This is a genomic window from Pseudochelatococcus lubricantis, assembly GCF_011762225.1.
GTDB classification, from domain to species: Bacteria; Pseudomonadota; Alphaproteobacteria; order Rhizobiales; family Beijerinckiaceae; genus Pseudochelatococcus; species Pseudochelatococcus lubricantis.
Genome location: NZ_JAASQI010000003.1, coordinates 403,817 through 423,261, shown reverse-complemented (window position 1 = coordinate 423,261; position 19,445 = coordinate 403,817). Strand labels below are relative to the sequence as shown.

General features: G+C 65.7%; 17 protein-coding genes. 2 read left to right on the top strand and 15 right to left on the bottom strand.

Features of this window, described 5'->3' with window-relative positions; translation table 11 throughout:
• Positions 1–2: 2 nt before the first annotated feature.
• The 4 genes from FHS82_RS08770 to FHS82_RS08755 are packed head-to-tail and all read right to left on the bottom strand — an operon-like array spanning position 3 to position 5,483.
• Positions 3–1,280, bottom strand: coding sequence for an aminotransferase class III-fold pyridoxal phosphate-dependent enzyme (locus FHS82_RS08770; protein ID WP_166951065.1), 1,278 nt, complete (start codon positions 1,278–1,280; stop codon positions 3–5).
• A complete protein-coding gene (locus FHS82_RS08765) occupies positions 1,277–3,415 on the bottom strand; it encodes an ABC transporter permease (protein ID WP_166951064.1) in 2,139 nt (712 codons plus the stop codon). The genes FHS82_RS08770 and FHS82_RS08765 overlap by 4 nt, the downstream gene beginning before the upstream one ends.
• The gene (locus FHS82_RS08760; protein WP_166951062.1) at positions 3,412–4,530 is read right to left on the bottom strand and encodes an ABC transporter ATP-binding protein; all 1,119 of its coding nucleotides are present in this window, start codon (positions 4,528–4,530) and stop codon (positions 3,412–3,414) included. The genes FHS82_RS08765 and FHS82_RS08760 overlap by 4 nt, the downstream gene beginning before the upstream one ends.
• Positions 4,527–5,483, bottom strand: coding sequence for an extracellular solute-binding protein (locus FHS82_RS08755; protein ID WP_166951059.1), 957 nt, complete (start codon positions 5,481–5,483; stop codon positions 4,527–4,529). The genes FHS82_RS08760 and FHS82_RS08755 overlap by 4 nt, the downstream gene beginning before the upstream one ends.
• Positions 5,484–5,589: 106 nt before the next feature.
• Between FHS82_RS08755 and FHS82_RS08750 the strand changes: the two genes are divergently transcribed.
• Entirely contained in the window at positions 5,590–6,477 is an 888-nt protein-coding gene (locus FHS82_RS08750) for a LysR substrate-binding domain-containing protein (protein ID WP_246225201.1), read from the top strand.
• Between the two features lie 96 nt (positions 6,478–6,573).
• Here FHS82_RS08750 and pehA read toward each other — a convergent pair whose 3' ends face one another.
• The 9 genes from pehA to FHS82_RS08705 all read right to left on the bottom strand — a co-directional run bounded on the left by pehA (position 6,574) and on the right by FHS82_RS08705 (position 16,138).
• Positions 6,574–8,118 (bottom strand): phosphoric/sulfuric ester hydrolase PehA, encoded by a 1,545-nt coding sequence (gene pehA / locus FHS82_RS08745; protein ID WP_166951056.1) that lies wholly within the window; start codon positions 8,116–8,118, stop codon positions 6,574–6,576.
• A 166-nt stretch (positions 8,119–8,284) separates the two neighbouring features.
• Complete coding sequence (locus FHS82_RS08740) at positions 8,285–9,100, bottom strand: ABC transporter permease (protein ID WP_343042544.1); 816 nt, start codon at positions 9,098–9,100, stop codon at positions 8,285–8,287.
• 70 nt (positions 9,101–9,170) lie between these two features.
• The gene (locus FHS82_RS08735) at positions 9,171–10,103 is read right to left on the bottom strand and encodes an ABC transporter permease (protein WP_208394173.1); all 933 of its coding nucleotides are present in this window, start codon (positions 10,101–10,103) and stop codon (positions 9,171–9,173) included.
• 78 nt (positions 10,104–10,181) lie between these two features.
• On the bottom strand, positions 10,182–11,165 hold the full coding sequence (locus FHS82_RS08730; RefSeq protein WP_166951049.1) for an ABC transporter ATP-binding protein: 984 nt from the start codon (positions 11,163–11,165) through the stop codon (positions 10,182–10,184).
• Positions 11,152–12,168 (bottom strand): ABC transporter ATP-binding protein, encoded by a 1,017-nt coding sequence (locus tag FHS82_RS08725; protein ID WP_343042536.1) that lies wholly within the window; start codon positions 12,166–12,168, stop codon positions 11,152–11,154. Before FHS82_RS08725 ends, FHS82_RS08730 begins: the two co-directional genes overlap by 14 nt.
• A 19-nt stretch (positions 12,169–12,187) precedes the next feature.
• A complete protein-coding gene (locus FHS82_RS08720; RefSeq protein ID WP_166951044.1) occupies positions 12,188–13,756 on the bottom strand; it encodes an ABC transporter substrate-binding protein in 1,569 nt (522 codons plus the stop codon).
• A gap of 66 nt (positions 13,757–13,822) precedes the next feature.
• Positions 13,823–14,482: an LbetaH domain-containing protein gene (locus tag FHS82_RS08715; RefSeq protein WP_166951041.1), complete on the bottom strand. Its 660-nt coding sequence runs from the start codon at positions 14,480–14,482 to the stop codon at positions 13,823–13,825.
• Between the two features lie 142 nt (positions 14,483–14,624).
• Positions 14,625–15,341 (bottom strand): GntR family transcriptional regulator, encoded by a 717-nt coding sequence (locus FHS82_RS08710; protein WP_166951039.1) that lies wholly within the window; start codon positions 15,339–15,341, stop codon positions 14,625–14,627.
• 191 nt (positions 15,342–15,532) lie between these two features.
• Positions 15,533–16,138: an NAD(P)H-dependent oxidoreductase gene (locus tag FHS82_RS08705; protein WP_166951036.1), complete on the bottom strand. Its 606-nt coding sequence runs from the start codon at positions 16,136–16,138 to the stop codon at positions 15,533–15,535.
• Positions 16,139–16,218: 80 nt separating this feature from the next.
• Here FHS82_RS08705 and FHS82_RS08700 point away from each other — a divergent pair, with 80 nt between their 5' ends.
• Positions 16,219–16,857: a TetR/AcrR family transcriptional regulator gene (locus FHS82_RS08700; protein ID WP_166951033.1), complete on the top strand. Its 639-nt coding sequence runs from the start codon at positions 16,219–16,221 to the stop codon at positions 16,855–16,857.
• A 122-nt stretch (positions 16,858–16,979) separates the two neighbouring features.
• Here FHS82_RS08700 and FHS82_RS08695 read toward each other — a convergent pair whose 3' ends face one another.
• On the bottom strand, positions 16,980–18,047 hold the full coding sequence (locus FHS82_RS08695) for an ABC transporter substrate-binding protein (protein WP_166951031.1): 1,068 nt from the start codon (positions 18,045–18,047) through the stop codon (positions 16,980–16,982).
• 42 nt (positions 18,048–18,089) lie between these two features.
• Positions 18,090–19,445, bottom strand: coding sequence for an LLM class flavin-dependent oxidoreductase (locus FHS82_RS08690; protein WP_166951028.1), 1,356 nt, complete (start codon positions 19,443–19,445; stop codon positions 18,090–18,092).

The window sequence follows — 19,445 nt, the reverse complement described above, 5'->3', positions numbered from 1 at the left end:
GCTCAGCCCTCGTCCAGGGCCGGAACCTGCCGGCCCGTCAGCGCGGAAACCGCATTGGCCGCCCGCCCGATGCGGTCCACGACATCGGCGAGTTCCGCATCCGTTATGATCAGCGGCGGCGAGAAGCCTATGCTCCTGTCGTCCTTGAACACGGTGGAGACACCCTGCTGCCGCAGCGCATCCAGCATGAGGTCGGCGAACCGCTCGCCCGGCTCGAAGCCGAGGGCCGCGGGATCGAGCATGACGGCCTGCAGCAGGCCCCTGCCGCGCACGCCCGCGATCCCCGGCGCAGTCTGCGACGAAGCCGCCACCAGTCGGGCAAGCTGTTCCTCGCCTCTGGCGGCGCGGTCGACGAGACCCTCGCTTTCGATGATCTCAAGAGTGGTCAGGGCTGCCCGGGCGGTCAGCGGGTTCTTTTCGTGCGTATAATGGCCGAGGTCGAGTTCCGGGGCCACATCGAGCCTCGTGTCCGCGATGACGGCGGCAATCGGCAGCATGGCGCCGCCGAGTGCCTTGCCGAGAACGATCGCGTCAGGGACCGCGCCGACATGCTCGAAAGCGAAAAACTTTCCGGTCTTGCCCAGGCCCGAGGGAATTTCGTCGAAGATCAGCAGCGCGCCGTGCCGGTCGCACAGGCGCCGCACCTCAAGCCAGAGCCCCTCCGGCGGCAGGTGACAATTGCTCCTGATGGGTTCGGCGATCACGCAGGCGATACCCTCCTGCGACGTGGACAGGATCTGCTCGATCTCGGCCAGCATCCGCGCTGCGCCGCCCGCCGCCCAATAGGGCGTCACGTGATGGCGCCCCGCCAGCATGGGGCCGAGGCGGGGATCGATGTCCGGTCGGGACAGGCCGAAGGCGCCAAAGCCGTGCCCGTGATAGCTGCCGCGCAGCGAAACGGTTTCATGCCGCCCGGTCGCCACGCGGGCGAGCTTCAGGGCGATTTCGATGGCGTCCGAACCGCTGTTCGCGAAGAGCACTTTCGCCGCCGCCCCCGGCCAGAGCGCGAGCAGCTTTTCCGCCAGCGCGACGGCAGGTGCGTTCGTGAAGCGCCTGGGGCTGAACGGCAGTTCGTCGATCTGCGCCTTGAGGGCGGCGGCGAGCACCGGATGGGCGTAGCCGATATGATGCGCCGTGTTGCCGTGCAGGTCGATCAGGCGATGGCCGTCCGTTTCCTCAAGCCAGATTCCATGCGCGGCCCGCAGGGCCGACCGACACGGCGACGACCCGCTTTGATGGAAGAAGGCGCGGCTGTCGCGCGCCGTCAGTGTCTCTGTCATGGTGTGTTCTCCGCCTGCGCCGTAAAGCCGCGCGACCGCGCCGCTAATGTGCGCGTCATGCGTTTCCATTGCCGTGCGTAGCGCGGCTGCTGCTCGATCAGCCGGATCAACGCGATGGCCGCGAGCGCCAGAGCGAGCAGTACCAGGCTCTTCGCGCCGGCATAGCCGAAGTCGCCTGAGGCTGCATGGTTGAAGATGGCGACGGAAGCAAGCTTGTGATTGCCGGAAACGAGAAAGATGACCGAGGAAAGCGTGGTCAGGCCATCGATGAAGACATAGAGCGTGCCGAGCAGCAGCGCAGGCTTGAGCATGGGCAGGGTGACGCCGAAGAACCGCGACGCGAGGCCGGCGCCAAGGCTTTCCGCCGCCTCGTCCACCGCGGGGTCGAGCCCCTGCAGTGCCGCGCGTGCCGCCAGGACGCCGACGAAGAGGTTCGAGAACAGAATGTTGATGACGAGGATCGCCGAGGTTCCCGTCAGCGCCAGCTCCCTGATGCCGAATGGAAAATTAAAGGCGACGATGTAGCCGATGCCGAAGATGATCCCCGGCACGATGGCGGGCGCGATGGCGATGAAGAAGATGAGATCGGCGCCGGGCGGGCGCAGCTTCTCGATCACGTAGCCCACCAGAATGCCGAGCAGCCCGCCGAGCGGCGCGGCCATGCCGGCGATGGCAAGGCTGTCCCAGACAAGGCCAAGGCCGCGATCCGAGCTGCCATATCCCGAGCCGCCAAGGCCGACGTTCACGCCTTCCGGCGTGAAGTAGCCGAGCGTGACACTCCAGTCCACGCCCCAGACGCGCGTCACCGCGCCGAGCGCCATCGTCGCGTAGATCGTCAGGATCACCAGCATCACGACCGCGGCGAGAGACGACAGGCCCGCGCGCCAGACGCCGGGAAGGGCGATCTCCGACTTGCGGCCGCCGCCGCCGCTGGCGTAGCGCTTCCGGCGGCCGACCGCCTCAAGCGCCAGATAGAGCAGCAACGACGGGGCCAGCAGCCAGATGCAGATGGCCGCCGCCAGCGGCGTGTTCTGATAGGCGGTGATCTGGTCGTAGATCACGCCCGCCAATACCGGCATGTCGCGCCCGAGCAGCGCCGGGTTGCCGAAATCCGTTAGGCTGAGAATGAAAACCAACATGAAGGCGCGCTTGAGGGCCGGCCAGTTCATGGAGAGCGTCACCTGCGTGAAACTCTGCCATGGGCGGGCGCCCAGATTGACCGCGGCCTCGTCCAGATCGGCATCGTGCTTGCGCATGACGTTGTCGAACACGATGAAAGCCGCAGGCATGAAGGAAAGCGTCTGGGCCAGCAATATGCCCCCGAAGCCATACAGATTCGCGTGCTCGGCGTCGATGAGGCCCAGCCCCTGGTCCAGAAGGCTGTGCGTCACGAGACCGCGCCGTCCGAAAAGCATGAGCATGGCGGTCGCGATGAGCACCGGCGGCGCAACCAGCGGCGTCAGCAGCACGGCACGGGTGAACTGCGGCCTGCGGACGCCGCCGTAGTTGACGCCATAGGCCAGCGCGAACGCCAGCACAGTCGTGGTCACCGCCGCGCAGGCCGCGAGGACAAGGCTGTTGAAGGCGGCGAAACGCAGGTGAGCCTTGCGTGCGACCTCAAGGTAATGGTCGATGCCGAGCCGCCGTTCCGTGCCGTTGCGTAACTCGTCGAACTTCTTCTGCCCCAGCGCGTCCTTAACCTTGAACGCCAGCGCGGCGCGCTTGTGCAGCATGACATGAGCGAGGGGCCAGGTCTCGCGAAAGGCACCGGCCTCGCCGGGCGGCAGCGCGGCGACCGCGGCATCCGCATTGCGCTTCTGGACATTGTAGGCCGCCTTCCTGTCCCACGCGACCGGGATATCCAGAAGCCCGAACGCGGCGGCGGTCGCGTCCACCCGCTCCTTCTCCGTCGCCGCGGCGGCCCAACGCGCAACCGTTGCGTCACGCTCCCCGGCGGGCAGGGTGTCGAGCGCTTCGCGCGTCACGGTGGCCATCCGTTCGGGCGTCATCGGCCCGCGGACAACGAAGCTTTCCACCAGCACGGTGGCAAGCGGATAGGCAATGAAAAGCACGAGCACCGCTGCCACCAGGGCGGAGAGCGCGACAGCCGGGAGGTTCCTTGCCGTCAATGTCATGGGCGGCTCCCGTCCGGCAGGATCCAGGCGTTGTCGGCGTCCGGCACGACACAGACGGGCTGGCCCTTCCTGTAGTCCGCATGCAGGGCGGAAGGCACGTCGGCGACCACGTCCTCTCCTGTTTCCAGCCGGACCTGCACGCGGACGTGAGCGCCGCAGAACGTCGTCATCTCGACCCGGCCGGGCATGCCGGCCGCGACTGCGGCCCGGGCAGGCGCCACCAGGCCCAGGTGCTCGGGGCGATAGAGCAGCGTGACAGTCCGCCCTTTTTCTATCGTGCGCGGCAAGTTCGCCGGCCAGAAGCCGCCGTCGACGGCAACGCCGTGTTCCGTCGCCCTGCCGGTCACCAGATTGGACATGCCGACGAATTCTGCAATGAAGCGTGTGGCGGGCCGATGATAGATTTCCGCTGGCGTGCCGATTTGCTCGATCCGTCCCCGCGACATGACGGCGACACGGTCGGACAGCGCAAACGCCTCTTCCTGATCGTGCGTGACATAAAGCGTCGTGATGCCCAGACGGCTGACAAGCCTGCGCAGATCGATCCGCAGCTTCGCGCGGATGCGCGCGTCGAGCGCCGACATCGGCTCGTCCAGCAGCAGCACCTCGGGATCGCAGGCAAGCGCCCGTGCCAGCGCGACGCGCTGCTGCTGCCCGCCGGAAAGTTCGTGGGGATAACGGTCAAGCAACTGGTCAAGCTCGACCAGCGCGGCGAGTTCCCGCACCCGCGCCTGCGCCTCGACCCGGGGCACGGAGCGGATATGGCTGGAAAAGCCGATGTTCTGCGCAACGGTTTTCGTGGGGAACAGCGCATAGGACTGGAAGACGAGACCCATGCGTCGCTGCGCCGGCGGCTGCCCGGTGACATCCCTGCCGCCGCAGTGGACCCGCCCCGTATCGGCGGCCACGAAACCGGCGATGATCCGCAGCAAGGTGGTCTTGCCGCAGCCTGAGGCACCAAGCAGCGTCACGAATTCGCCCCTGGCGAGGTCGAGGCTCACGCCGTCCACGGCAACGTTGCCGGAGAAGCGCTTGCCGACGCCGCTCACGCGAATATGCGGCTGGTCCGCAACGGGGACCAGCCGCTCGGGCGTTTCAAATGCCAGACTGCTCATTGCTTCAGGATACGGGCGGTGAACTCCGCGCGGAACTCATCGATATTGACGGGACGGCGCATGTTCCACAACGTGATGGTGTTCAGGTCGACGAGGCCGTAGCCGGGCACGGCGGTCGCGCCGACGACCTTGCCCAGTACCTCGGCGGCATCCTTGCCGGCCATGAAGTCAAGGAAAAGCCGGGCTTCTTCCGGGTGCGGGGCGCCGGCGACCAGTCCGCCGCCCTCGGTGACGTTCGGCGTGATGCGGCCATACACGACCTCGACCGGACGGCCGGACGACTTGCGCTCGAAGCACGTCGTATCGAAGCTTAGGCCGATGGTGACCTCGCCGGACGCCGCCAGATCCGCGCCGCCGGAGCCGCCATCGGAATAGCGGAAGACGTTTTCGTTGAGGTTTTCAACGAACGGCCAGCCGAAAGCGTCGACGAACGTCGTCAGGATGGCGCCGCCCGTGCCCGACTTCAGCGGAGACGGAAGCGAGATTTCGTTGTCATAGACCGGCTTGATCAGGTCTTCCCACGCCGCGGGCATCGGCAGCTTCTTCTCGGCCAGACGCTCCGTGTTGACGATCATGCACATCGTCGTGGCGAAGTGCTTGTTATAGAAGTGGTCCGGATGCCGGAACTGCTCGCCGATCAGCGAATTCTTCGGCTCGTAAGGCTCGAACACGCCGGCGTCAACGAGCTGCTCCAGCGCGATGTTGTTGACGAGATAGACGACGTCCGCCTGCGGATTGGCCTTCTCCGCGATGGCCCGCTCCACGATGGGCCCGGTGGAGCCGGATACGAACTTGACCTCGATATCCGGATGCTTCGCCTTGAACGCCGTTACCAGAGCGGTGTTGACGCTGTCCGAGGCGTTATAGAGCACAAGCTCCTTCGCGACAGCGGACGTAGCGGACATTGCCAGCGATGCAACCGCCAGCGCGATAAAACCCTTGTCGAATGCCATGATAGCCTCTTTCTTCTCCCGTCGTTCCTCGCGGAATCGCGCAGGGAATGGTTGAAAGCCATATAACTATCACTTAATGTCATGACATCATTATGAAGTAAAACTTATGACGAAAGCACATCCGATGAACTTTGCGCAGCTACGGGCATTTCACGCTGTCGCGGTGACGGGAACGTTTTCGGGCGCCGCGCAGGTACTGGGCGTCAGCCAGCCGGCGATTACCCAGCACATAAAATCGCTTGAGGAGAGCGTGGGCGCGCGCCTTTTCGTCCGCAGCGGCGGGGCGATCGAGCTGACGGCGAACGCCATGCATCTGCTGCCGAAAGTGCGCGACGTCATGCTCACCATCGAGGATATCGAGGCAAGCGTGGAAAGCGGGCGCTCGCTACGTCTGGGATATCTCACGCTGGGCGTATGCTCGCCCTGTATGGCGATGCCGATTCTGGAACGTTTCCTGACGCAACTGCCCGGCGTTCATATCGAGATCCGGCTGGAGAACTCGAACCGCCTGTTGGATCTCGTGGCCAGCAGCCGCGCCGACGTGGCGCTGGTCACGCTGACGGAGCCTCATCCCGCGTTCATGTGCCGGTATCTTGTCGATCAGGAGGTACTTCTGCTGGTCAACGAGGGGCACCCGTGGTGGGAGCGCGAAAGCGTCTCCATCGGCGAGCTTGGCGGCCAGCGCTTCATCTTGCGTGAGGAAGGTTCCATGACGCGCCATCTTTTCGAGCGCGCGTTGAGCGAGGCCTCGCAAGCCGTGTCCCCATATCTGGTGCTGGGCAGCCGCGAGGCGGTGAAGGAGGCGGCGGCGGCGGGCCTCGGCGTCGGCATCGTCCTGAGCCGCGAACTCGGCTTCGACAGCCGCCTGCGCGGCATTCCGCTTGACGGCGTCGGGTTCGCGGCGGGCGAATACGCCGTCGCGCTGCCCAGGTTTGGCGAGAAGGGCGCGATCCGCGAATTCATGAACGTGGCAAGCGCCGTGATGGCGGGGTGACACGGCAAGGCGGCATCCTCCGCCGCATCGGGTGGCGGCGCGAGGCGATCGCGCCTTCCTGAAGCAAGATGCATTCAACCTGAGCCGAGGCTTGCTCTAATTTTCCTGCATGTGCAGGCCTTGGGGACTGGCGCGATAGCGGGTGAGCGTACGGTCGGCATGGACGAGCCGCCACGACAGGGCCTTCTGGGCATAGTCGCGCACGCGCATGGCATAGGCGGGGTCGTCGGCGCGGTTGACGAACTCGTGCGGATCGTCCTTGAGATCGAAGAACAGCGGCGGCAGGGCAGCGAAGTGGACGTATTTGTAGTCCTCGTCCTGCACCACGCAGAGGCTGCTTTCGTTCATGCCGACGCCGAGCTGATCCTGCGGGCGGGAATAGAAGATGTCGCGATAGTCGTATTCGTAATGCATCTCCGTGCGCCAGTCCGCGGGGCGCTCGCCCGCGACGAGCGGCAACAGCGAGCGGCCATCGCAGGCGGGCGGAATGTCGCCGCCGAGCCATTGCAGGATGGTCGGCATCACGTCGATGCTCTCCGTGAAGGCCGCGTCGACGGCACCGGCGCGTTCGCGCATCCCCGGGTCCCTGATCACGAGCGGAATGCGGAAGCTCTCGTCGAAGTAGCCGATCTTGCCGAGGAGGTGATGGTCGCCAAGCTGCTCGCCGTGATCGCTGGTGAAGATGATCAGGGTGTCGTCCCACTGGCCGGTTTCATCGAGATAGGCGAACACCTCGCCGAGACAGTCGTCGATCTCCGTCATCAGGCCGCAATAGGTGGCGCGCATCTGGCGGATGTCCGCCTCGTCCAGCGTGGCGCCCGATCCCTCGGCCCCATGGAAGAACGAGCCGCGCGAGATGCTGTCGATATAGAATTTCAGCAGCGGATGCTGCGCGGCCTCGCGCTCAGGGCTCTCGGCCCGCACGGGCGCCGGCATGTCCTGCGGCGCATACATGGCGTGATAGGGAGCGGAGGCCACGAAGGGCGGATGCGGGCGGTAATAGCCGAGATGCAGGAAGAACGGCTTGCCGTTGCGCCCCTTGAGGTAGGTGAGCGCGCGCTCGGTGAAATAGGCCGAATCCGAGAACTCATGCGGGATGCGCGAGGGCAGGGCGGTCGCGCCCGGCACGGCGTCGACGCCATCGGGCAGCCAGATGTCCTCCCGCTTCTCCGGCAGCGTGAAGCCCTGCTGCGCCACCCAGCCAAAATAGCCGTCCATGCTGGGCTCGAACGCGCCGACGGAACGGAAGCCGTCCATGAGGTCGCCGAGACCGAGGAAGCGCGGATCGCGCGGCGAGGTGGCGCGGGGATCGGGCGTCGTGGTGGTGTAGCCGACGAGCGCGGGATCGTAGCCGATGCCGCGCAGCGCCTTGCCGAGATTGAAATGGCGCGCGTCGAGCGGCACCGTGTTCTGCACGGCGCGGTGGTTCATCAGGTAGAGGCCGGTCAGCAGGCTGGCGCGGGCCGGGCCGCACGGCACGCAGGTGGTGACGTGGTTGCGGAAGGTGACGCCCTCCCGGCACAGGCGGTCGAGGTTCGGCGTCCGCAGGAACGGCTCCCGGCCGGCTGCCCGCATGAGATGGGGCACGAAATCGGCCCGCCACTGGTCGACCACGATCAACAGGACATTTTTGCGCGCCATAGCGATTTCTCCTTCACGCAGGGAGGTAGATCATCTCATCGTTCCATGAAAACGAAGGAATAATCTAACTGTTTGATATTGAGCGCGTTCCGATCAAATGAAGTTACTTGATAGGAACGCGCTCTAAGGAATGGCTGCGACACACGGATGACAGCGGTGCCGCCGGTCAGCGCAACCGGACATCGCTGACGTCGCGCAGCCAGTCGCCCACGACGCAGACCGAGAGCGTCGTGAACGCGGCCACGATGCTCGGGGCAAGCGCGATCCACCAGGCGATGGCGATGTAGTTGCGGCTCTCGCTGATGAGCAGGCCGAGCGACGTCAACGGCGGCTGCACGCCGAGCCCCAGGAAGCTCAGGCCCGTCTCGATCATGATGGTTTCGGGAAAGTTCAATGTCATCTGCACGAGCAGCGCACCCGTGATGTTGCGCAGGATGTGGTGGCGGTAAATGCGCCAGGAATCCGCGCCGACGGCCCGGAGCGCGGCCGCGTAGCCGGTGGTCTCCGCCTCCACCACCAGCCCGCGCACGAGCCGCGCGTAGCGCTCCCAGCCGGCGAGGCCGACGATGATGACGAGCAGCCAGAAATTGTTGCCGAAGAAGGCGACGATCGTCAGCGCGAAGATCATGAAGGGCAGCGATGCCTGCACATCCACCAGCATCATCAACGCCTCCTCCCACCAGCCCCTCAGCCGCGCCGCCAGCATGCCGACCGCCGTGCCGACGCATGCGCCGATCAGGGTACCCGCGACTGCGATCACGATGGAGAGGCGGATGGCGTGAATGACGCGGCTCAGCACGTCGCGCCCGAGGTGGTCCGAGCCGAGCCAGAAGGGCGTTTCGTAGCCGAACAGAGCCGGAGGCTTCAGGCGCAGCAGCGGCTGCTGCTCCGCATAGCCGTAGGGCGCGAGCCAAGGCGCGGCGATGGCGGCAGCGAACATCAGGGCCATCCAGCATGCGCCGAGACAGACGCTGAACGGCATGGAGCGGAATGCGGAACGTTTCCGGCGCCGGTTCGCCGCAACTGTCCCGGGCGCGGTACCGGCGGCGGTTTCAGCGGATGTCATCGTCGTTGTTCCAGAACCGGGGATTGACGAGGCCGTAGGCTAGATCGATGGCGAGGTTCGCCGTGACCATGGCAACGGCGAGGAGAATGACGATCACCTGCGCCACCGCGAGATCGCGCACGGCGACGGCGTCGACCAGCAGCCGCCCGATGCCGGGCCATGCGAATACCTGCTCGACGATGATCGAGCCGCCCACGAGCCCGCCGATGGTGAAGCCGATCACGGTCAGGATGGGGACGGCGGCGTTCGGCAGAACATGCCGGACGATCGCCTGCGTGCGCGTCTCGCCCGCCGCCATCGCCGCCCTTACATAGGGCTGGCCAAGCGTTTCGAGCGCGGCGGAGCGGGTGAAACGCGCGATGACGGCGGCCCCGCTGAGGCCGAGAGTGACGACGGGCAGGATCAAGTGCGCGGCCGTGGCGCTGCCGGAACTCGGCAGCAGCCGCAGCCAGATGGCAAAGGCGTAGATAAGCCCGATGCCGATGACGAAGTTGGGCAAGCTGTACTTCACGGTCGCGAGCATCATCAGCGCCCGGTCCGCCATACGGCCATGCCGCAGCGCGGCGAATACGCCGACCGGCAAGCCGACGGCGAGGGTGAGCGCGAAGGCGCTGACGGTGAGCCGCAGCGTGGCGGGAACGCGCTCCAGCACCACCGCCACCGCATCCCGGCCGTTGGCGAGGGAATAGCCGAGATTGCCGTCGAGCATGTTGCGGAAATAGAGCGCGTATTGCGTCCAGACGGGCCGATCCAGCCCCCAGCGGCTGCGGAACGCGGCGGCGATGTCGGGCGGCGCGTTGTCCGGCAGCAACGAGAGCGCGGGGTCCCCCGTGAGCCGCAGAATGACGAAGGTGAAGGTGACGACGATCCACAAGGTGGCGAGCGTGCGCGCCAGCTTGAGGAGGCAGAAACGCGCCAGCGCGGCGAGGCGCCGGCCGAGGTGAGGACCGGGCCTGCCGTCGTGCTGGAGGGGGAGCGTGTCCATGGATATGGCTCCTCAGGCAGCCGGGAGGAACGTCGACCCGCTGGCGACGCGGATGCAGGCGACGCTTCGCGCGGGGCCGGCGGCGACACGCGCAGGTGCGTGTGTCCGGCAGTCGTACTCCGCGACCGGGCAGCGGGGATGGAACGGACAGCCGGACGGGATCGCGGCCGGATTGGGCGGCTCGCCCTTCAGGACGACGCGGACACGCCGCATGCCCGGCGCCAGACGCGGCACGGCGGCAATCAACGCCTGCGTGTACGGATGGAGCGGTTCGGCGAAGACGGCGCGTACCGGCCCTTCCTCGACGATGCGGCCGAGATACATGACGGCGACGCGGTCGGCGACGTGACGCACCACGCGCAGATCGTGCGAGATGAACACCGAGGCGAAGCCGCGCGCCGTCTGCAGGTCACGGATCAGGCGGATGATCTGGGCCTGGACGGAAACATCGAGCGCGGATACCGGTTCGTCGAAGACGATGAAGTCCGGCTGCGTCGCCATGGCCCGCGCGATCACCACACGCTGGCGCTGCCCGCCGGAAAGCTGATGCGGAAAGCGACCGGCAAGGGCGGGGTCGAGGCCCACCTGCGCCAGCAGGTCAGCCACCGGCAGGCGATTGCCCGCCGCCGGATGGATCACGGTCGGCTCGACGATCTGCTCGCCGACGCTCATGCGCGGATCGAGCGCCTGCAGCGGGTTCTGGAAGACGAGTTGCATGCGTGCGCGCAGGCGGCGCAGTGCGGGACTGCCCAGCCCCGCGAGATCGTGCCCGTCGAACATGACCCTGCCGGACGAGGGCGGCATCAGGCCGAGCAGCAGGCGGCCGAGGGTGCTCTTGCCGCAGCCGCTCTCACCGACGACGGCCAGCGTTTCACCCCGGTCGACAGCAAGATCGGCTCCCGCCACCGCCTTGACGGTCGCGCGGGAGATCGTGGCGAACGCGCTTCCGCCGACGCGAAAATGCTTCGTCACTCCCTGGGCCTCAACCAACGGCATAGCGGATCAACCCCTGCGTCATGGCGGCGGAAGGCAGCGGATGGTAGCAGGCGACGCCCTGTTCCGGGCCGATTTCGCGCAGCGATGGCGGAGCCGTCTCGCAGGCAGAGGTCGCAAGACCGCAGCGGGGATGAAACGGGCAACCGCTGGCGGGTCTTTCCCCGGGGTGGCCCGGAATGGCTACCGGCGGCATGTCGTCAGTGATATCAGGCATGGCCGCGAGCAGGGCGGCCGTATAGGGGTGACGGGGATGGCCGAGCACGCGGGCGGCGTCGCCCGTCTCCATGATCCGCCCGCCGTAGAGCACGACGACGCGATGCGCGATCTCGGCCACGACGCCCAGGTCATGCGTCACCAGCAGCACGCCCAGTCCCTCCCGCTTCTGAAGATCGGCGAGGAGGTCGAGAATCTGCGCCTGCGTCGTCACGTCGAGGGCTGTGGTCGGTTCGTCCGCGAGCAGGAAACGCGGGCGGGCTGCCAGCGCACCAGCGATCATTACACGCTGTGCCATGCCGCCGGAAAGTTCGTGCGGATAGCTCTTCATCAGCCGTTCCGGCTGCGGCAAGCCAACCCCGTCGAGCAGGGCGGCAGCCTCCCGGTCCGCCGCGGCGCCCCTCAGGCGGCGATGGCGGAACAGCTGGTCCCGCAGGTATCGCCCCACGGTCCAGCGCGGGTCGAGCGATGCCTGCGGGTCCTGAAAGATCGCGGCGATCACGCGGCCGCGCAGACGGATACTGTCGCCCGCGAAGCCGGTGATGTCGCTGCCGCCGAGCCGCACGTCGCCGGCGGTTTGTACCACGCCTCCCGGCAGCAGCCCCAGCATGGCCAGGATGGTGAGGCTCTTGCCGGAGCCGCTCTCGCCCACCAGCGCAACCGTCTCGCCCGGAACGACAGAAAATGCCACTCCCGAGACGAGGATGCCGCCGCTGTCGCGGGCGGCGATCGTGAGATCGCGCACCGCGAGCCGGCCATCCTCCACCGCCGACAGGTCGGCCGGCGGCACCCGCGACCCGTCTCTCATCTCACGCAAAACGCAGGTTGTAGGGACGCAGGTCCATGAACTCGAACGAAACCGGCTTCCAGCCGATGGTCTTGCGCACGCCGTAGATCTCCACGGGCCGGTAGAGAACGGCGCCCGGCGCTTCCTCTTCCCACAGGTCGGCCAGTTGCTGGAACAGCTTGTGGCGTTCCTCGCCCGGCGCAAGGCTGCGGACCTTCGCGGCAAGCGCATTGTACTCCGCCGACGCCTTCCAGCCATGGGTCTGCTGCGGCGAGCCGTTCGGCCCCCAGTCGCTGGTGAGCGGGATGGAGGCATCCGGGAACTGGAAGCCGTTCGACCAGTTGCGGATCTGCATGCCGGGGGCCAGCACCTGTCCCCAGTTTTCGAGGATGTCGAGCCGGACGTTGAGGCCGATCGCCTTCCACATCTCCTGCATCATCTGCGCGGCAGCGACCGAGTTGACGTAGTAGTCGTTGAGGGTGCGGTAGCTGATCGGCTCCCCGTCGTATCCCGCTTCCTTGACGAGCGCGCGAGCCTTTTCCGGATCGTACCGGAAGGGCGGGCGCCCGGGATCGAAATCCGCGCCGTAGGCCGGAATCTGGAAACCGTTGGGAATGACGGCCTTGCCGGCCCAGAGGGCGTCGACGATCAGCTTGCGGTCGATGGCGAGATTGAGGGCCTGACGGATGCGCTTGTCCGACAGCCACCTCGCATCGCCCTGATAGACGAGCAGATGCACGTTCTCGATCACCGACGAGCGCGCCTCGACATCAGGCTGGCCTTCGAGCTGGACGAGGTTGTCAGGGGTCAGTGCGCAGGCGATGTCGTACTCGCCGCTGATGAGCCCGGCCGCGCGGGTCGCAACCTCCGGCACCACCTGAAAGGTGATGCGCCGGGCCGTGGGCTTGCCGAGATAATAGTCGTCGAACGCCTCCAGCACCACGCGGTCGCCCGGGTGGAACTCGACCAGCTTATACGGCCCGGTGCCGACCGGCTTGAGACCGAACTGTTCCGGCCCGAGCGCGCGATAGAGCTTCTCCGGCACGACCCACGCGATCCACGAGGCGAGCCGCTTCTCCAGCGAGAAATCCGGCGCCTTCGTGCGGAAGCGGACGGTTCGGCCGTCGATGGCCTCCACGCTCTCGAAGGCGGCGGAGAACAGCGGGCCGCGCGGCACGAGGGGCTTGTCGCCCCACAGCCGTTCCGCCGACAGGCTGTAGGCGACGTCCGCCGCGCTCACGGCGTCGCCGTTGTGGAACCTGACGTTGTCGGCGATGGAGACGACGACCGTACGCTCGTCCTCACGCTTCCAGCTCTTGGCGATGGCGGGCACCAGTTCCGTGCCCGAACCACTGTCGTTGCTGAAGAAGTCGCGGCGGATCAGCGTGTCGAACAGGGCGTTCGTGACGCGGTTGCCGACATTGCTGATGGCGTTGACCGGCTCCAGGGTCGGGGCAAGGCCCTGCACCGCAATGCGAAGCTCCGGCCGGGGATCCTGTCCCTGCGCCAGCGCGCGCGGGAAGGGAAGGGCAGCGGCGGCGCCGGTGAGCGCAAGCCCCTGCAGTGCTTGACGTCGGTTGATGAAGGTCATGATCGTTTCCCTATGGGAAGACTGGCCAATGGGTTGAAAGCGCGGGACGGGGCGTTGCGCCGCCCGTCACGCGCCGTATTTCTCGATGAAGGCTTCGATGGGAAGGTCGCGGAAATCCTGCAGCGCCGATTTCAGCCGCTCGTGCGGCCAGTCCCACCAGGCAAGCGCCATCAGGCGCTCGGCAACCGTTGGCGGAAAACGCCGCTTGATTGGGCGGGCGGGTACGCCGGCGACGATGGTATAGGGGTCGACCGGCTTGCTCACCACGGCCCCGGCCGCGACGACGGCACCGATGCCGACATCATTGCCGGGAAGCACGATGGCGCCATGTCCCAGCCACACGTCGTGCCCGAGCGTGACATGGTGGTCGCGCCGCCAGTCGAAGAACGCAGCGTCGTCGCTGTCGCCCAAGCCATACATGCGCGAGCGATAGGTGAAATGATGCTGGCTGGCACGCCACGTGGCGTGGTTGCCGGGGTTGATGCGCGTCATCGCGGCGATGGAGCAGAACTTGCCCACCGTCGTATAGGCGATATCGGCCCAGGCGGCGGTGTAGCTGTAGTCGCCGAAATCGACCTCGTTCAGCACGCTGCCCTCGCCAATCTCCACATAGCGGCCGAGGGTGGAGCGCGTGATGGAGGCGCCCGGGTGAATCAGCGGCGTCTCGCCCAGTTCCTTGACGGCCGCAGGAGCATCGCTGCCGTTCTCAATAGAATCCTCACGCATGGCAAATCCGGAAGTTGCGCGGAGCGATCCGATACCGATGCCTTGTCTCCGCAGGGCCGCAATCGCGGCGTGCCTCGTGGTAGACGAATATTATGTAGAGAGAATGACGGCTGTACCTACAGCTTTGTCCGAGCAGCGGCCATCAGAGCGCTTGCAACGCGCTTTTGAAGGTGAGCCGGACGAGCGATCCGGGCATGAGCGCATTCTGCCATTCCGCGATGCGCCCGTCCGCCAGGCGCCCCAGCGCCAACACTTCCAGCACGGGTGCGTTGAGGGGGCAGGACAGCAGCCTTGCCTCCTCCTGATCGGGCAGGCGCGTCGACACGGTGGTGGTGTCGCGGTGGAGGTCGCCGAGATTGTGCAGTTGCAGGACGCGCGTGAAGGAATGTTCGCGGGCTATCTCTTCCGCGAGATGCGGAACGAGGCTTGCCGGGAAGTAGCGCCGCGACAGCAGGAAAGGCGTGCCGTCACCCCATATGACGGAAACGTGCCGGACGGCATCATCGCCCGGCGACAGACCGAGCGCCGCCGCGACGTCCCCATCTGCCGCCACGACGGTGTTCTCGATGACGGTCTGATCCCGCTTGATGCCCAGCGATTCAAGCGTTTGCCTGAAGCGGGAGGTCGCGTCGATCTCGTAGGTGACACCGTGCGGCGTGACATAGCTGCCGCGTCCGTTGACGATGCGGATAAAGCCGTCCTGCGAAAGGGAGAGGAACGCCCGGCGGACGGTGTTGCGGCTGACGCCGAGAGAAGCCGAAAGATCGTGCTCCGACGGCAGACGCTCCCCCGGGCTGTAGATGCCGGCCCCGATGTCGCTGGCGAGCGCGTCATAGACTTTTTGCCACTGGGGTTTCATCCCGTCTCCATCGGTAAGCAGACCAGGGTGTTTTGGAGAGCAGGTACTTGCCTGTCAACACCTTAGAGGTTGTTGGAGCGCGTTCCGATCAGATGGAATCATCTGAGCGATCAGAATTCGCTCAACATAAGGAAACCAGAATCTGTCCTGTTTCAACGTAAACAGGACAGATTCTAGTGGCCATCTGCGCGCTATGTCCGGCTTTCCGGTTCGACGCCGAAGATGGCACGTCCGATCGTGTGTGCGGTATCGAGAGAGGACTCCGGAAAACCGGAGTCCGACGGAAGCAGGAACTCCGACCTCGCGACGGGTGCGCCGCAGTAGCCGAAAATGCCGTGTTCTATCTGCGCCTTCATGGCATCGAAATAACCGTGCCGCACATAGGTGTGCTGGTTGGCGCCGCCAAGGGCGACCAGATGAACCTGCAGGCGATGCAGCTTTTTCACCAGTCCGCCGGGGCCATCGTCATAGGCCCAGCCGTTGGTGAATACCCGGTCGATCCAGCCCTTGAGCAGTCCGGGCATCGACCACCAATAGACGGGATAGACCAGCACGAGCGCATCCGCGCGCTCGATTCTCGCCTGTTCGGCGGCGACGTCTGGCGGTGGCGGCGCTTCCCGGAGATGAAGGGCGATATCGGCGCGGATGAAGCGCGGGTCGAATTTTTCGGCGGTGAGGTCCGCGATTTCGCAGGAATGCGAGGTGCCGGAGGAGACGACGCCCTCTGCTATCCGCGCGGCAACGGCGTGCGTCAGGGAGTTGGGATCAGGATGCGAGACAACGATGAGCGCGCGCATATGCAGAGGCTCCGGCTGGCTGGTTGCGTTTGGCGGGTGAGTCTTATATACTTTCGGTAACCTACCTTTGGTATATAGATATGTCAAGCGCACCGCGGAAAATGCCGGAACTCCCTTCGCCATCCCGTCGTCGCCTGCCGCGGGAAGAACGGCTGCGACAGCTGCTGGATGTCTCCTGGCGTCTGGTCCGGGACGAGGGCACGGACGCCTTGACGCTGGGGCGGCTCGCCGAGCAGGCGGGCGTCACCAAGCCCGTCGTGTACGACCACTTCGGCACGCGCAATGGCTTGCTGGCGGCGCTCTATGAGGATTTCGACGTACGCCAGACGGCCGTCATCGACGCGGCGCTTGAGAGGAGCGTACCGACCCTGGAAGGCAAGGCCGCCGTCATCGCCTCTTCCTACGTGAACTGCGTGCTCACGCAGGGCCGCGAGATATCCGGCGTACTCGCCGCGCTGGCGGGCGCCCCGGAGCTGGAGCGGATCAAGCGGGAATACCGGTTGGCCTTCATCCGGAAGTGCCGAGGCGTGCTTGCGCCGTTCGCCGGGCGACAGGACATCGCGCCGGCGAGATTCTGGGCGATGCTCGGGGCGGCCGACGCCTTGTCCGAAGCTGCGGCGACCGGCGAGATCACGCCGCAGCAGGCGCAGGAGGAGCTTTTCGAAATCATCGTTGCCATGGTCAACCGGAACGCCGGGCAGACACCTCGCCTGCCGTGAACGCCTGCCCGCATGACGGCAGGCTTTCATGACTGACACGAAGCGGCTCCTCCCCGTCGCCGAAACCTGTGACCGATGGCCCTCATCCTGCGGCCCCCGGTGGGAAACCTGTCGGCAGGGGTTCAGCCGAGCGGCTTTCCGTCCGGATCGAAGGGTGTCCAGACTCCTTCAAGCCCCAGTTCCTTGATCGCGGCTTCCAGGTATTTCGGCTCGAACCAGCTTTCGGTTTCGACCGCCCGGCGGATAAGCCCGAACTCCTTCGACTTCTCCGCCTTCCTTGCATAAAGCGCGCGTGTGAACGGATCGAGCAACGGCGAGTGGCGCGCTTTCAGGCTGACGCCCTGAATGTCCCGTTCGAGAATCGAACGTGCCGTCCCCGACTTTTCCCATTCGTCGAGGATGGCCTGCCGGTTCTCCTCCAGGGACGCGAAATGCGCACCACGGGTGAACGCCTTCACCAGGCGGGCAACGATTTCCGGCTGTGCCTGCTCGAATTCGCTGGTGACGAAAATCGACCCTATGCGGGCAGCCGAGGGCGTATCGTCGTTGCTGTTGTAAACAACCTTCACGAGCCCCTGATCTTCAAGCTGCAGGAATGTCACGCTGCCGAATGCCCCATCGATATCCTTGGTCGCCAATGCTGCATTCGTCGATGCGTTATCCAGATTGACGATATTCACGTCGCTCCACTTCAGGCCATGTGCGGCAAACACTTCGGCGACGGACAGATGCCCGTTCGTTCCCAGAAACACGGCTACCCGCTTGCCGCGTAACTGCTCGATCTTCGTGATGTCCGATCCCGTGGGCACGGCCAGATAAACCGGCGTGCGCGTGCTGCTGACCAGCAGGATCTTGCTCTTGATCCCGTTTGCGCGGCCCACGATGGAGGGCAGGTCTCCCTGCGTGTACAGGTCGAGCTGCCGGTTGACCACGGCCTCGTTCACCGCCGGGCCTGCGCCCCGGAAGAAGTACCACTCGATCTTGACGTTCGGCGTATCGCTGAATTCCTTCTCCGCGAGGCCGAGTGAATGCGAGACCGACAGCGAGCTGCCCTGGGAGAACGGCCGGTTATCGACACCGATGCTCGCGAATCCGATCCTGACCACCAGCGGGTTCTGCGCGTGCACCGCGCCCGTCACCGCCACCAGCGTCGCCCCTGCCACGCCTCCGAGAAACTGCCTGCGATCCATTGTCATTTTCCTTTCGCTCATGAAAACGCCATCAACGTCGGTTCAGGCGGCTGTCGCTGCCGCCGCGATGCGGTTCGGCGGCGTTTTCAGGCCGAGATGGTCCCGCAGGGTCCGGCCCTCGTAGGCCTCCCGGAACAGGCCGCGGCGCCGCAACTCGGGCACGACCAGTTCGATGAAATCGTCGAGACCATGAGGTGATGGCGGCATGATGTTGAAGCCGTCGGCTCCGCGCTCGTGGAAGTAGCTCTCCAGCGCATCCGCGATTTCGTTCGGCGTGCCGACCAGCTGCCAATGTCCGCGCGCGCCGGCTATCTCCAGATAAAGCTCGCGGATCGTCAGGTTGCGCTTTCTCGCCAGATCGAGCAGCAGCACCCGCCGGCTGCGGTTCGCCTCCGTCTCGGGCGCGATGTCCGGCAACGGGCCGTCGAGCGGATATCCGGACAGGTCGATCCCGCCCAGATGCGACTGGATGTAGTTCAGTCCGACGACCGGATGAACCAGATCCTGCAGAACCTGGAACTTCTCCCGCGCTTCGGATTCAGTGCGGCCGATCACGGGAAATATGCCGGGGAGAATCTTGATGTCGTCCTCGTCACGCCCGTAGGAGCGCGCCTTTTCCTTCACGTCGCCGTAGAATTCCTGCGCCTCGGCCAACGTCCGCTGGGCCGTGAACACGGCTTCTGCCGTCAGCGCGGCAAGCTCCCGGCCCGACGCGGAGGAGCCGGCCTGAATCAACACGGGACGGCCCTGAGGCGACCGCGCCACCGACAGCGGCCCGTCGACGCTGTAGTATTGCCCGCTGTGGTCGATGCGGTGAACCTTGCTGCGATCGACGAACCGGCCACTTGCCTTGTCGCCGAGAATGGCGTCGACTTCCCAGCTGTCCCACAGCTTCTGCACGACTTCCGCGTATTCGCGTGCCCGTGCATAACGCTCGTCATGCTGGCTGTAGCCCGGCGGATTGCTGAAGTTCTCGCCTTCGAGCCGCGTGCCGGAGGTGACGAGATTCCAGCCCGCACGGCCGCCGCTGATATGATCGAGCGATGCGAAATAGCGCGCCAGATTGTATGGCTCGTTGAAACTAGTCGACACCGTCGCCACAAGCCCGATTCGCTCCGTCACCGCCGCCAGCGCCGACAGCAGCGTCAGTGGCTCAAGAAGCGTGGCTCGCGTTGTGCGGCTGATATAGTCGTAGTTCTCCGACGGAAGCGCCGCCTGATCGGCGAAGAAGATCAGATCGAAGCTTGCGGATTCGGCAAGCCTCGCCAGCCGCGTGTAATTCGCCAGATTGACGCCCGCGTCCGGCTGCGCATCCGGATGCCGCCACGCGGCCACATGATGGCCCGAAGGATGGAGGAACGCGCCGAGCGAAATCTTTTTGCCGTCTCTGTTCGTCAT